The organism is Laceyella putida (genome assembly GCF_042665195.1).
GTDB lineage: Bacteria > Bacillota > Bacilli > Thermoactinomycetales > Thermoactinomycetaceae > Laceyella > Laceyella putida.
Genome location: NZ_JBHTBW010000001.1, coordinates 18,713 through 32,360, shown reverse-complemented (window position 1 = coordinate 32,360; position 13,648 = coordinate 18,713). Strand labels below are relative to the sequence as shown.

Annotated in this window: 17 protein-coding genes and 1 pseudogene; 7 read left to right on the top strand and 11 right to left on the bottom strand. The window is 42.5% G+C overall.

Going from position 1 to position 13,648, the window contains the following annotated elements; genetic code table 11:
• Positions 1-238: 238 nt before the first annotated feature.
• A complete protein-coding gene (locus ACFQNG_RS00205) occupies positions 239-574 on the top strand; it encodes a hypothetical protein (protein WP_379862779.1) in 336 nt (111 codons plus the stop codon).
• A gap of 185 nt (positions 575-759) precedes the next feature.
• Here ACFQNG_RS00205 and ACFQNG_RS00200 read toward each other — a convergent pair whose 3' ends face one another.
• The 3 genes and pseudogenes from ACFQNG_RS00200 to ACFQNG_RS00190 form a co-directional block, all read right to left on the bottom strand.
• Entirely contained in the window at positions 760-1,509 is a 750-nt protein-coding gene (locus ACFQNG_RS00200; protein WP_379862778.1) for a tyrosine-type recombinase/integrase, read from the bottom strand.
• Positions 1,478-3,304: pseudogene (locus ACFQNG_RS00195) on the bottom strand (Tn3 family transposase); the annotation flags it as partial. The gene ACFQNG_RS00200 and the pseudogene ACFQNG_RS00195, both read right to left, overlap by 32 nt.
• Entirely contained in the window at positions 3,190-3,594 is a 405-nt protein-coding gene (locus tag ACFQNG_RS00190) for a DUF4158 domain-containing protein (RefSeq protein WP_379862776.1), read from the bottom strand. The pseudogene ACFQNG_RS00195 and the gene ACFQNG_RS00190, both read right to left, overlap by 115 nt.
• A 206-nt stretch (positions 3,595-3,800) precedes the next feature.
• On the opposite strand from ACFQNG_RS00190, the gene ACFQNG_RS00185 reads away from it, so the two are divergent.
• Entirely contained in the window at positions 3,801-4,247 is a 447-nt protein-coding gene (locus tag ACFQNG_RS00185; RefSeq protein ID WP_379862775.1) for a ferritin family protein, read from the top strand.
• A gap of 120 nt (positions 4,248-4,367) precedes the next feature.
• Here ACFQNG_RS00185 and ACFQNG_RS00180 read toward each other — a convergent pair whose 3' ends face one another.
• From ACFQNG_RS00180 to ACFQNG_RS00165, 4 genes are all read right to left on the bottom strand, one after another.
• Complete coding sequence (locus tag ACFQNG_RS00180) at positions 4,368-4,571, bottom strand: DUF1259 domain-containing protein (protein ID WP_379862774.1); 204 nt, start codon at positions 4,569-4,571, stop codon at positions 4,368-4,370.
• Positions 4,568-4,825 (bottom strand): hypothetical protein, encoded by a 258-nt coding sequence (locus ACFQNG_RS00175; RefSeq protein WP_379862773.1) that lies wholly within the window; start codon positions 4,823-4,825, stop codon positions 4,568-4,570. Before ACFQNG_RS00175 ends, ACFQNG_RS00180 begins: the two co-directional genes overlap by 4 nt.
• Before the next feature lie 219 nt (positions 4,826-5,044).
• On the bottom strand, positions 5,045-5,230 hold the full coding sequence (locus tag ACFQNG_RS00170; protein WP_379862772.1) for a hypothetical protein: 186 nt from the start codon (positions 5,228-5,230) through the stop codon (positions 5,045-5,047).
• 781 nt (positions 5,231-6,011) lie between these two features.
• A complete protein-coding gene (locus ACFQNG_RS00165) occupies positions 6,012-6,869 on the bottom strand; it encodes a tyrosine-type recombinase/integrase (RefSeq protein WP_379862771.1) in 858 nt (285 codons plus the stop codon).
• A 331-nt stretch (positions 6,870-7,200) separates the two neighbouring features.
• Here ACFQNG_RS00165 and ACFQNG_RS00160 point away from each other — a divergent pair, with 331 nt between their 5' ends.
• The 4 genes from ACFQNG_RS00160 (at position 7,201) to ACFQNG_RS00145 (ending at position 9,423) form a co-directional block, all read left to right on the top strand.
• Positions 7,201-7,344 carry a sporulation protein YjcZ gene (locus ACFQNG_RS00160; protein ID WP_379862770.1) on the top strand — a complete coding sequence of 48 codons (144 nt, stop codon included), beginning with the start codon at positions 7,201-7,203 and terminating at the stop codon, positions 7,342-7,344.
• A 382-nt stretch (positions 7,345-7,726) separates the two neighbouring features.
• Positions 7,727-7,993: a hypothetical protein gene (locus tag ACFQNG_RS00155; RefSeq protein ID WP_379862769.1), complete on the top strand. Its 267-nt coding sequence runs from the start codon at positions 7,727-7,729 to the stop codon at positions 7,991-7,993.
• A 206-nt stretch (positions 7,994-8,199) separates the two neighbouring features.
• Positions 8,200-8,490: a hypothetical protein gene (locus ACFQNG_RS00150; protein ID WP_379862768.1), complete on the top strand. Its 291-nt coding sequence runs from the start codon at positions 8,200-8,202 to the stop codon at positions 8,488-8,490.
• Between the two features lie 396 nt (positions 8,491-8,886).
• Positions 8,887-9,423 carry a DinB family protein gene (locus tag ACFQNG_RS00145; RefSeq protein ID WP_379862767.1) on the top strand — a complete coding sequence of 179 codons (537 nt, stop codon included), beginning with the start codon at positions 8,887-8,889 and terminating at the stop codon, positions 9,421-9,423.
• A 365-nt stretch (positions 9,424-9,788) separates the two neighbouring features.
• Here ACFQNG_RS00145 and ACFQNG_RS00140 read toward each other — a convergent pair whose 3' ends face one another.
• Complete coding sequence (locus tag ACFQNG_RS00140; RefSeq protein WP_379862766.1) at positions 9,789-10,286, bottom strand: GIY-YIG nuclease family protein; 498 nt, start codon at positions 10,284-10,286, stop codon at positions 9,789-9,791.
• A 787-nt stretch (positions 10,287-11,073) separates the two neighbouring features.
• Complete coding sequence (locus tag ACFQNG_RS00135; RefSeq protein ID WP_379862765.1) at positions 11,074-11,709, bottom strand: TetR/AcrR family transcriptional regulator; 636 nt, start codon at positions 11,707-11,709, stop codon at positions 11,074-11,076.
• Between the two features lie 225 nt (positions 11,710-11,934).
• On the opposite strand from ACFQNG_RS00135, the gene ACFQNG_RS00130 reads away from it, so the two are divergent.
• Positions 11,935-12,291, top strand: a complete 357-nt coding sequence (locus ACFQNG_RS00130; RefSeq protein WP_379862764.1) for a hypothetical protein — start codon at positions 11,935-11,937, stop codon at positions 12,289-12,291.
• Between the two features lie 355 nt (positions 12,292-12,646).
• On the opposite strand, the gene ACFQNG_RS00125 is transcribed toward ACFQNG_RS00130, so the two are convergent.
• Both ACFQNG_RS00125 and ACFQNG_RS00120 read right to left on the bottom strand, forming a co-directional pair.
• Entirely contained in the window at positions 12,647-13,102 is a 456-nt protein-coding gene (locus tag ACFQNG_RS00125) for a tyrosine-type recombinase/integrase (RefSeq protein ID WP_379862781.1), read from the bottom strand.
• 3 nt (positions 13,103-13,105) lie between these two features.
• The gene (locus ACFQNG_RS00120) at positions 13,106-13,570 is read right to left on the bottom strand and encodes a tyrosine-type recombinase/integrase (protein WP_379862763.1); all 465 of its coding nucleotides are present in this window, start codon (positions 13,568-13,570) and stop codon (positions 13,106-13,108) included.
• Between the last annotated feature and the right edge of the window lie 78 nt (positions 13,571-13,648).

The following is a 13,648-nucleotide window of genomic DNA, read 5'->3' as shown; positions in this document are numbered from 1 at the left end:
ATGCCTCCTAACAACAAACCCCGATCCCTTTTTCGAAGGTCGGGGGTTTGTCATTAATCTCAGTACCGAAAGACACCTGTAGATACCCGAAAACACCTCTCGGTATCAAGGGATACTATTTGCTGGTTGATGCTATCTCAGATCATTAGGTTAGAATCAACAAAGATATCTGTCTAAAATCACTTAAAATAGGAGAACACACTGGCCACTTTCTCACCAGCGAAATAGGATATAAAGATTGACAAAGACGAAGATGGTGGCGATGACCAAACGTCCCATATCAAACTATCCTTTCCTTGTTAAACAATACAAAAGACACGCTATCACCTGGCGCGCTTTTGTATTGGGGGTAGAGGGAGTGAAACTCCAATTAGGGCAGTATATTGATCCTCAGAACAAAGAGGATATTTTTACGAATGCAAAGCGCATCGCGGATTTGTGTGTTGAAGTGATGAATCGGCGCACTTTGGAGATTCGCCGCCAGAGGGGTAAGTCCGAGATAACCCGGAAAACGGCCATGCAGATGGGTAATATTGTAAAATCAGCGTGTTCAGTAAACAAAAAAACGGAATAAGCATCATGTCATTGTCCTCAGGTTGTAGCTAAATGGATACATAAATTTCCTTATCAGCAAATCAACTGGTTCATATACACAAGGCAATGAGGGGTGGAGGTAGCATCCGGCGAATTTGGTGCCATCTGCCCAATAAATGGAAAATGACTTGAGGCTACATACGTAGCAACTCAAGTCATTCGTATTTATACAGGAAACTCAGGGATGACACGTTCATATTCATCTTGAGCATCGGTAATGGCCAATTTAGAATATACTTCAAGCGACTTACGGCTTGCATGTCCAGAATAAGGCTGGATGAGTGCATCGTCAATCCCTTGTTTTTTGAGCCAAGTTAACAGAAAGTGGCGCAACTTATGCGGAGATATGGATTGGACCATGCCGGCCTGATCGGAATACTTTTTAAGGATTTTCCGAATGCCGCGATCGGTGTATTTCTTCTTCCAGGACGATTCAAACAGGTAGACGGCACCCTTTTTCTCTGCGCCATCGGCATGCATGGCCAACATTTCTTTGAATACGGTGGGGAATGGCACAATCCGATCCTTCTTCCCTTTGCCTTGGTTCACCCTGATCTGGCAACGGTGAAAATCGACATCGCTCAACTTGATGTTAATGAGTTCGCTCACGCGAACGCCAGTATATAGTAGAGTCTTTATGATCATCATGTCTTGAAAGTTCTTCGCCTTCCAGACGGCTTCATAATAGCGTTTAATTTCATCTTCTGTAGGCACATAGGGCAATTTCTTATTTGCCTTTGGCACATTGACTTCCAACTCGGCACGCAGGTGCCGGAATACGCTTTTTAAGTAATCATAATCCGGCCGCTCTTCACGAAGGTATTTGGCCAGTTCTCGGGCCTTCTTTTTAGGTGGTGTCCGTTGTTTAATGGCGATCCCCTCCTTATATCGGCAACCGTTTATCCAAGTCCACATTAAATTGACCGTATGGCGTGATATGGTTATAAATTAACGGGGTCAGCGCGCGCAAATCCTCTGTTGTCAGATGGTTGAGCCATCCTTTTTCCTTAATAATGTTCTGTATTTTGAGGGTGTTGATGTAGACCAAACAATTTTGTAATAGGTTAAGGCTTAACACAGCGATCTCTTGTTCACCCACTTGGTTCTTTTGGATTTCCCCGTTCCGGCCAAAAAAGATAAAGCTGTTGGCCGAGTTCCAGTTCTCAACCACATTTAGCCCCTCGTGGATCTCACGCCGGATTTCCTCATGCTGTAGGTATTCACACAGGAAGATCGTTTTGACAACACGCCCTAACTCGCTTAATGCTTTATAGACAGGATGAGTCCGGTTCTTACTGAATCGTTTGAGAATCGCTTCCGTCTCTGCGGTGTTAAATCGCAAAGCGGCAGCATATTTCACCAATTGGTCGTATTGCTGACGGATCAGATCCCAGTTTATTGGATTCTTGGCCAGTACCGGTTGCAGATTCGGATACGCATCCGTCATGCCGTGATTGGGCTTATACAGCTTTTGTGAGCCAATATTTTTAAATCTGGGCATCAGCTTAAAGCCAAGCAGATGACAGAAGGCAAAGCCGACTTCGCTTTGTCCATGTGTGTCCACATAGTTGCGATCGACTTCTTTTTCGGTGGTGTGCTGGAGCAGTCCTTTAATCATAGCAGCCACTTCAGAAGATGTGCAGGTCTTTAAATGCGAGTGGATACAGGCGGACTTATTTTCGACGTGCCAATAAATCATTACTCCGGGTCCGCGGTAGCGGGGATGCCACTCGGTCATGAGGTTTTGGTCCCAAGCACCAAATTTCTTGGAATCGGATGCGCAGGATGTGGTGGCTTCGCCCCACACTTCTGTTAATCTTTCCTTCAAAATAGCATTCACGACTCGGACATTGGCCGCCTTTAAGTTTTCTGGATGGATAAACTTCCGCTTAATGTAGAGCAAATTATCGTAGGTCACGTCAGTATTGCCAGTGGCCATTCGCTTTAAACCCATATTGGTGCCTAATCCATAGAGGGCAAGAAGCAAACGTTTCTGGATTTCTGAACGATTTAGGCGCTCATGTGCCGCCAAGGACTGAAAGACATCAGTAAATCCAACACGAAGGTCAGCTTCCTTGAATATATCAATTAATTCGATCATCCACCACCGGTTGGCAACCTCCCTTTTTAACTGAACCAAGCGCTCTGGCTCCGGCTGTGGCTCTAATGGTGTGACCGTAATCCATCCACCCTTGTGACTACCAATGCTTACCTTTGGATTTTGTGGGATGTTTTGATTCAGTTGGTCCAATGCACGATGCAATGACTGTTTGAGATCGTTGATGACAGAATCTGCATTGAGCCGAAGACCAAGGGATTCATAATACTCTTTTCGCCGCGCCTCAAAATCGGCTGGCAAATCCTCGTCGGGATTCCGATAACGATCGGCCCCCACTACCCAAATTTCTTTACACTTTAGCTTCTCCCGCAGGGAATGAAGAACGGAAATTTCATAGTTCATGCGATTGATACGCAAATCGCCATTTCTATCCGTCTCTAACACCACTTTCTTAAACTTGGGCGGGATTACATCATCAATCGGCACATCATCGTCTACTGCGAAATACTTTTGTTTGGTCTCTATGTGTTTCTTAATCAAGTCCAATGCTTTGATAATTGGCTGATATTCTGAGTTGTTTGAACGGAAATCGAGAATTTTAAGCAGATTTCCAATCGCTGTTCGGTAAGAGGTCCTATAAGAACTACGCATTCACCGAAGTGCTTTCGGATTTGAACACGATGCCGCTTAATCGATCTGCCTGTCCATGAGTATTGGTAAAATTGATCAGTGCTTGTTCGTAGCTGGTTGGCCAGAAACTTAATTACAGGAAAAGGAACATCTTCAGCACTTTCAGGAAATCGAGCCTCATTTTGAAAGCATTTGAACAAAACCGCGAAGCCTAATTGTGAATCCAAATTCTTTTCTTCAACCAGTTGTCTTTCTGGAGGCAATAAAGTAAAGTGTTCAATGAGTTCTTCCTTGGTCAACTGTTGCTTCATCTTTGATGACAACCCTTTCAGAAGTTCCTAGAATGTATAGAGTCGGTACTTTCCCGCTTTTCTGAGTATAATGAGCATTGATTTTTCAGGCAAGGACATGGTAAAAATGCAGTAAGTTCCAAAACCAAAACAAAATTCGGAATTTATCACCGGCTTTCTCCTTTTGACATAAACTGAATCATCATGTCGAAGGGGAGGAAGGAAATGTGTATGTGTTGACATATCGATCAAATCGAGCCTATATGTACAAAGATTTGAACAAATTTCTTCAGGATTTATTAAAGGCTGCTTCAGGTGAAGCCCAAGCTATTGATTTTTATACTCGTGTTTTGCAAATTGCTCCAACCGATAAGGCTCGGCGTGACTTTCAACATGCTCTGAAAGATGAAAAGGAACATTATCAGTTGTTTACTTATCTATACACTTCATTGACTGGAAAAAGAGCACCAGTACCACCATTTCAACCAGTTCAGTTTAAAGACTATGCAGACGCCGTTGAAAAAGCGGTGGAAGATGAACTGGAGGCATATGAAATGTATCGAGATATGTACTTATCTACGAGTGACCCTGTTGCAAGGGATATCATGTTAAAGGGTTTTACTGATGAAGGAGAACATGCCATACGTTTTACTTATCAGCGAATCTTGTTATAAGGAAAGATAATCACATTATTGTATTCAGAAAAACCAATGGTAAGTGTCTAAAAGAAACAAAAAATGACTTGGATTCTGTCTCAAGTCATTTTTTCCGATTTTAATACATGGAAGTAAAGATTAAGATTTAGTTGCTTGAATAGCTGCTTTAACTGTCTGGGCAAGATTCTTCATGTTTCCGATCCCTTGGAAATGTAAATAAATTATGCGTGGTTTTTCATTAATCCAGTGATTGTGTATTGCGGAAATCTCTATATTTCCTTTACGGAACATATCCAATACAGGAGTAACTTCTCTTTCAAGCAGAGAAAACTCACCCGTCACCACTGTTTTTCCGTTTGTTTGTTCAAATGTAGCAACTCTAATTCCATTGTTTCTGGTGAGAGTCTGATCCCCTTGTATGTAATAGGTATATTACGTGGAATTTCTACCTTACAAACCCCTTTCTCTGCTTTTGCTTTAGTACCAAAAATTTGCTCAAGGACTTTGCAGTTAGTTTCCTCATTTCCATAAACCATTTGCATAGGAAGAAAGATGATTATTAAACAAGTTGTCCAAATAAAAATCATTTTCTTCATGTAGACCCACCTATCATTTTGTTTGACTTATATCCTAACCATATGTACATTTTTTTATTTGCTACTCCAGTTTGCTCCACCGCGGCTGACGTGAGGAAAAAGACCACCGAACCAGGCAATGTTTTTTCTCGTTTTTCTTAGAGGCTTCTTCAATCGCTTGCTTTCACATGGATTTCAGCTCCTTTAACAGGGGCAAATTGAATATATCTAAGCAGTTGATTAATTCCTAATACAGGTACTCATCAAAGGGCCATCTTGGTGCAAGAGGTACGTGTGGTACATGCGGTACATGTGGTACATGTGGTACATGCGGTACATGTGGTACATGTGGTACATGCGGTACATGTGGTACATGCGGTACATGCGGTACACGCGGTACGTTTGGTTCGTATGGTTCTGGACCAACGGGGTTTCGTGGAAACATCGGGAAATAGCAAGGATAATTGTCGGAATAATAGTAAAATGGGTGCCAGTACATCCAATAAAGAACATTCATATTGCACTCATCCTTTTATAGAAGTTAGCTTTATACAATTTATGTTCAATACCCATTTATGTTTACATACTCAGAAAAGTTTACACGATTTTTCGCCCCACTGTTCCTTCATCAAAATCCGTCTTACCTGTGGTTCATAACCAACCAATTGAGACCGGATGGTACATCGGCAGTAAATATCATCCCTTGCCGTTTCCACTAGCCCTGGTGCGGGACGGCCTGACACCTTCCGCTTTTCTCCCGTCTATAACAACGTCTGAGCATACCGGACGCTGATTATGAACGTGTCATCCCTGAGTTTCCTGTATAAATACGAATGACTTGAGTTGCTACGTATGTAGCCTCAAGTCATTTTCCATTTATTGGGCAGATGGCACCAAATTCGCCGGATGCTACCTCCACCCCAATGAAGGTGATTCATAGGAGAGACAGTATTTTTTGACTAATCGAGCTATGTGTGTTATCCTAATATTATGTTCATTAGGTCTCAGACCTAGCATTTATCTACAAACCCCCACCATTTTTGTTGATTTTGAGGGTTGTAGATAACGGAGTTATGCGGGTTTTGAGCGTTGAGAATCCCCGGAAGCCAGTAATGGCGGAGGGTTTCATTGAATCCATTTTGGAATTAAACAAGTAACCTCCTCTGAGTTAATCAGGGGAGGTTTTCTTGTGAGAAATTAACGTACGTTACCCAAAAACCTTCGATACGGCTTCCTCCAGTTCTCTTTCGGTTGGTTTCGCATATCGTCGGGTTACGTTGATATCGGCATGGCCCATTAATTCGGCCACCGTGGCGATATCGATGCCGTTGGCCACCAATTCCCTTCCATAAGTATGACGCAGCATGTGAGGATGGATGTTGTATTTCTTGGCCAACATGTCTTGAACGCTTCGTTCGCTGATTCGCTTCTGATAATTAGAGATGAACAATGGCGGCAAATCCAGTGTTCCCTTTTCCTTACGTTCCTCCATGTATCGCTTTAAATGAAAACGGGCTTCGGGTGGTAGTGGGACCCGACGGGAGACACTTCCCTTCCCTTCTCTGACCAGCACACTTCCTGATCGTTCACCCATCGTCACATCCTCTTGGTTCAAAGCAACCAGTTCTGATACCCGCAAGCCGGTATATAACAGCATATAAACAATGGCGATATTCCGGATCTTCCCTTCTCTCTCCACTTCACGTAGCAATCGGTTCCGTTCATTCCGATCAAGAGACTTGGGGGCGATATTTTGGATGCGTCTAATCTCTGGTCGACGAATCCCTTCCATTATATATGTCTTTTTCTGGAATCGAGCAAAAGAGGACAGACAAGCAAAGTGGTTGTTGATCGTCGATGGCTTTTTGCCCTCCTGCTCCATGTGATTCATATAGCTTTGAACATCGACCCGGGTGAGGTTGTTTAGGTCACCGCCATTTTTAGTAACGAATGTTTCGAATTGCGAAAGGATATTTTGGTATGTGCGAATTGTTTTTGGACTCATTCCCTCCTGTTCGAGATGCTCAAAAAAGGACTCTATGAGTTTTACGCAACTTTTTTTCACGCTTAGCACCTCCGTGAGAGCGCATGGTTTCGTTTCGGTATTATGTAGAAGTTGCACAAAAGACTAATTTTACGCAACTTTACATTCCAAGAAAAAGAAGCGATTAGCTTCTGATTACAAATATTATATCACAATTTGCTTTGATCAACTATACCAAAACACGAATTTTTGTTCGTGTAAAAATAGTGTGAATTTTCCCTAAGAAGTCCAAACTTTGAAGGACTTAAGAGATGATATCTGTCTAAAATCACTTAAAATAGGAGAACACACTAGCCACTTCCTCACCAGCGGAATAAGATATATAGAATTTTAACGTTTGGAGGTGAAAAAAATGAGTGGTTTTGGTGGTAGCTGTTTCAAAGGTGGCTTCGGTGGTAGCTGTTTCGGAGGTGGTTTTGGTGGTTTCGGTTTAAGAAGACTTTTAATCTTCATCCTTGTTATCGCCGTCATTTTCGTCTTTGCCGGCGGGTGCTAAATTTGAAAAGTGAGAGTGAGCCATCTTGGTACCCTGTACGCTAAGGGTCCGGAACTAAAGCGAAACCATTGAGCTCAGCAGGTGCGCTGAAACTTCAAGGTCTTCGCTATGCATATTGCAGGGGCTTGCGAAGGTAATAGAGCAATGCCTCCTAACAACAAACCCCGATCCCTTTTTCGAAGGTCGGGGGTTTGTCATTAATCTCAGTAACGAAAGACACCTGTAGATACCCGAAAACACCTCTCGGTATCAAGGGATACTATTTGCTGGTTGGTGCTATCTCAAATCATTAGGTTAGATTCAAGAAAGACATCTGTCTAAAATCACTTAAAATAGGAGAACACACTGGCCACTTTCTCACCAGCGAAATAGGATATATAGATTGACAAAGACGAAGATGGTGGCGATGACCAAACGTCCCATATCAAACTATTCTTTCCTTGTTAAACAATACAAAAGACGCGCTATCACCTGGCGCGCTTTTGTATTGGGGGTAGAGGGAGCGAAACTCCAATTAGGGCAGTATATTGATCCTCAGATCAAAGAGGATGTTTTTACGAATGCAAAGCGCATCGCGGATTTGTGTGTTGAAGTGATGAATCGGCGCACTTTGGAGATTCGCCGCCAGATGAATAAACCGCGCAAATAGGGGCAATAAATGAAATCGACAGAGCATGAGCTGAAGCGCTGAGATCACCGTGACCGCATACGAGAGATAATGCCTGAGGGCGGCAGGGGTGCAGGGGCAAGCATGCTCTTTTATATATTCAATGGCTCTGAGGCGAAATAACGCCTCTTTTTTTATGGGGTTCTGGTATGATCAGTATGTGCTAAAATCGATAGGGAGTGTACATATTGATCTTCTTGTTCCGCTTCGATAAAACAACGAATGGATTGGACTTCATCCTAAATGAAGGCATTGCGCAGGATATGTATCCTGATATCCACGAGAAAATTATCCCGTTGGTGGAATCTACTGCCCGAGCCCTAGATCATTACAAAATCCATAGTATCCATGATACAGTCATGCAATTCATCATTGATGACAACAACGACATGGAAGTAAAACTAAGTCCAGGCTTGGGCCAATACATTGACCCGATCACCAAACAAGTCCTAAATATTATACTCACTCCCAAAAATTGATAAAGACCATATTACTTGAGATGGTCCTACTATCCTTCCGTTCGTTCAAGAAAATACCGTGACCCCAAAGACAAGAAAGCCCGATCACAACCCATAACGTGGTTGAAAATCGGGTTTTTCACTTCTCTGAGTCCTTAACGTGGTAAATCCGCGTTTTTCTGTCGGGACCCCTGATTATCCATCACTTTCCATTAATCCGTTTTCAAAGCTAATAAGGGTTCTCTAACCGAAATGATACAGGTATGATGAAGATAGGGGCTATTTACCATATGCCCCATGGCTTGAATTAGGCATGATGGGTATAGCAAGCAAGAAAGGAGTAGTCTCCCCCGTTCCCCAATCTTCTGAATGTTTTCGTTTGGATCTAAGGATGATTTTAAAGGGGATTGATCATGAATGAAGACAAAGCAAATACTAGAAGAAGCAATTGACATGATTCAGTATTATCTAAAGGAGATGGACCAATATACTCCCACTCAGTTTACCTGGAAACCATCAGAGGATGAGTGGTCTTTGGGGCAGATGATGAATCATTTGATTGATGCAGCGTACGGACTTCAATTGGGGGCGATCGCTAAGTGCGCGGATGACGAAGCGGTTACCCATGGCCAAAAGACAGAGGTTGGGGAGCGAGTCTACCAAGAAGGCGTGTTTCCGTCAATTCGAATTAAATTGCCAAATGATCCGCGTTTTGTCCCAGAAAACCCTAATGACAAGGAAGAAATAAAAGTCAAGTTGCTACAATTGCAAGAAAAACTCAAGGAAGTGGAACCCCTCTTGGTTGCAATCCCTACCGAACGAACGGTGAAACATCGGTGGTTAGGCGAATTAAACGCACATGAATGGTTTCAGCTGATCCCCATGCATTTTCGCCATCATCTGCGTCAAAAAGAACGGATTGATCAAATGTTAGGGAACGGCGGCATTCAGTAGCGAAAAAAGAAGTAGATGAACAACAATGGGAAGCGTGGGATCAGATGCTATCCGAGTCCATCGAGAATGAGAAGCCTCTGGTGGTTACCACTGCAACCAAACAGGGGCCGGAGGTCTTCTGTTGAGATGAGCAAGATTATTGAAATCGAGTGGCCATGATAAACACCAAAAAGCGCCCAATAATGGACGCTTCAGCAAAAGAGATAATCATGAACGCGACGAATACCAATACATTCAACCGATCGGAACGAAATACCTATGACCACAAATGGCGATTTGGTTACGAATGATATATCGACACCGTTTCAAATCTTTTCCCAGGAACCTTTGGCCAGCTGCTGAGATGCGGTTGGTCTTTTTTGTATTCAGTTAATAAAATCGAAAAGTGAGCCCTGGATGTATTGCTCATCGTATTGTTTACGTTTGTGTGCGCGGGTCGCTCGCTGGTGGTCCCGTACTGTGTTGTATAACTCCGTCACTTTGTATGCGCTGATCCAGTAGTTTTCACGCTGTCTGAGCATCTTTTTGTCAGGGACTTTCTCCAGAATCACAACGTCAAAGGCTTCCGGACCCAGATTATAGTAATCACGTTGGAGCTGGATAGATGGATGCAAGCCCATGCTTAAGAGTGAGCGGTGTTTCGAGATCCGGTCATTAATACAAGTGGACTGGCCAATATACTGTTTGCCGCTGACCCGATTGATAATGGTATACACACCGGATATGTGAGTGGGGAAGGTTACAACGTCGATCCGCTTGTATCTTCCCTGCTTAGTTTTTTTTCTGAGCTGTTCCGACCAGTTGAGGAGCTCAAGCTTTTGCTCGTCTGGCAACGACAACAACTTTGCGTTGATATCGTTCATCGTTATTCCGCCTTTCAGAAGATTTGCTTATATATTGATTACCATCATATTCAAGAAAACCCTTTTTATTTAGTCGATTTTTTTAGGGGGTGTGAGCGAGGACATCAGAACCGCAATCCGATTGGTAGTGTTCCGCGTATTTACAGCGATTAGGAGGGGATCCGATGACGACGAGTTAATATTCAATCTAAGTTTGCTCAACAAACATGTTCGTGATGTTATTTTATCAGATGAATATGAAACATTTAAAAACACAAGTAAAAATGACAGGAGATGCAGCCGAGCAATTAGCTTAAATGAAAACGGGCAAGAAGCAACTCAGCTTCCTGCCCGTTTTACGGTTTTCAATAGAATTAAAAATATGATAAAACTATGAACATGCTAAATGATTAGCAACAAAGAAAATACTTCCTCCGTCTAAGGGAATGTAAAAACGCTTTTGCGTTTACGCAGACTGATCTAAGGTCACTTTCCGGCCTTCCGCCTCTTCCTTCCTAAGCCTTTAAACTTTATTGCCAGTGGACTATTTCCACTGGCTCTTTTTTCTCGATATGTTTGTCATGCAGACCGAGTGACCAAAGAAAAACCGCCTTAGCGGGCGGTGGTTACTTGTGATTTCTTAAGCTAGGGAAGAATTTTTTCAACATTTTACCCAAATCCCCGGCGAACGCTATGACCAGCAAAATCCATTTCATTAAATCCTGCCTTTTTGGGGTAAAGGGAGCATCCGGTGGTTTTGGTACCATCTACCCAAGAAATGGATAAAGACAGGGTAGGTTTTCACCAGTTAACGATCGTCTTGTTTATCAGTTGCGCGTGTAGTTGCGTGCCTATGTGGCGATTGAACTTGTAACAGCTCAATAAACACGTTGATCATCTCCTTAATATCAACCCGATCATCAATATAATGCTGCATGTTATATCCGTTAAACAATGCCATTCCCGCAGTCGCCAGCGTCCTTGCATTAAGTGGACTGCCAATGAAGCCCTCTTTCTTCATGGCTTCAAACAACCGAGTGAGGTCTGTCCGCCACTCTTCCATCTGCTTGGTCAATTCTTGTTGGACTTGGGGCAAGTACTGACACGTCATTGCGGAATGAAGAAGAACAGCGGAAAAGCCCTTTTCATATGCCTTGACAACCATATCGACGGAAAACTTGATGAACTCATCAACCAAGTCGCGGTTTTCTTGGGTCAAAAGGTCCCGCAAATCCTCAAAATAGAAACTAATCTCATCCTGGAGAACCTTCATTAAGAAATCCTCTTTGGTTGAAAAATGAGCGTAGAATGCCCCTTTAGAAAGCCCTGCTTCCTGTACAATCTGATCAACACTCGTGTTGCTGTATCCATACTTCGCGAATAGAGTGATTCCTGAATCGACTAACTTCTGAATGGTACGTTCGGACATTTCTTGTTGTCTCATGGATGTGCCCCTTCTTTTGTTATTTTTTTACTTTTCATACTTGATTATAACATACTGAACAGTTTATAATAAACATGTACCAACCAGTCTGAATGAAATTCTGAATATACAGAATTTCATTCAGGAACTCTAATTTAACTAGTTTTGTTTCAATACCTAATTGACCTCAAGAAAAGTCAGCTAGGTAAAGTTAGGTATTGAAATAAAACAAAAGGAGGAATTGGTGTGAAAAAAGGTATTGCTTTGCTAGCTGCTGTATTTGTTTTCATGTTTTCCACTGTGATAGCATTTGCTGAAGGTGCATCAGCAAGTATCTATTATGGAAAACGTAGTGATACATCTAATCCGGTCTATCTGAATGCTGGTCATAACCTCCGTATCCAAGTTTCTAACGATGGATCAAGTGAAAGTGCAGTGTACTATGAAGTGTATTCTGGCTGGAACAATGTTCGTGATAGAGGTACCATTGCTCCTGGTCGAGGGATCAATAAAATCAAAGGTTTGCCAGAGGGTGAGTATCGGATTTATATCAAGTGTAAATATGGTGATCATTGTAGAGCAAAGGCTATCATCAGTGACTAAACTTTTTCCCTTCTAAATAAAAAGAACAGAAGCTCCTTTCTGCTTAATCATTCAGATAACAGGAAGGGGCTTTATTTATGGGGTCACCGTATCATTTCGGGTAAAACGTACGCTAAGGTAAAGTAACCTGTCTTTTGTTACGGTATCTCATAACCGGTTAAAACGCTGTTCTCCTTGTCGCTCAAAGGGATTAGCTTAATTTCATGCAAATGACCCATGTTACTGGAAATTATCAGACCACAATATATAGTGGTTCTTTATCTTGATGAAGCGCGTCGTTATTTCTAGTTACCACGCAGACTTTCGGCTTAGCGTACGATTTCCCCGTTTCGGTACAGTGACCCCTGAAATGCGCCTATCTTTCCGAACTAATATTATCTGTAGCCTTACGCAAGTCTTTTTCACTTGGGGTAAGATAACGTTGCGTTGTATTGATGTTTTCGTGGCCAAGCAATAGCTTCACATAGGTAAGTTGCTTTTCTCCGCCAAGCTCTAACACATTCTTGGCAAAAGTATGCCTTAAACAGTGAGGAGAAGCATTATCTATATTGGCCATCCCAAAATATTTATCAAGAGCTTTTCTGATGCCACGATCCGTGATCCGTGTTTTTCGTTCGGACAGAAAAACCGCATCATCCCCTTCTTTGCTTTCTCCCCTAACTTCCAACCAATTATTTAAGGCATTGGCCAAATCTTTGTTCATAGGGATTGGTCTAAACTTTCCGCCCTTCCCTTGCCGGACAATAACTGTTTTGTCACGGGAATGTTTCATATCCAAATCATCCAAGTTAAGCGCAGCAACTTCGGCAATGCGCTATCCTGCTTGCAACATCATTTGAACTATAGCCAAATCACGAAGCCGTTTCCATTTATGGCTTGGTGTTTCGTTCTTTTTCTCCATTTCCAACATGTCGATCAAGCGGGCTTGTTCACGCCTGGTCAACCAACGTGGCGCGACATGCAAAGTAGATATGGACTTCATCTTTACTTTTCGTGTTGGATCGGTTTTAACACGATCTGTTTCGACCAAAAAGGTCCAATACGTTTTTAGCGCCGCTACCTTTTTGTTAACAGTAGTCGGTTTTTGCTTTTTAACGGTTTCAAGATAGCTACGATAATCTTGCAAATCCTTTGAGCTAATCTCGCGGGGGTCAAATTCATCGCCGACGGTTTTTTCGTACCAAGACATGAGATCATTTAAAGTTGCTTCATAAGAGCGCAGGGTTTCCTTCGATCTACCATCTTCGAGAAGCCAGTGTTTAAACTCGTTTATGAACATGGGGAAGGTCCGCCTCCTGTTTGTATATATTCTCGGAACAATTTGTATATATTCTGATAAATTTTATTCCGGGAATAG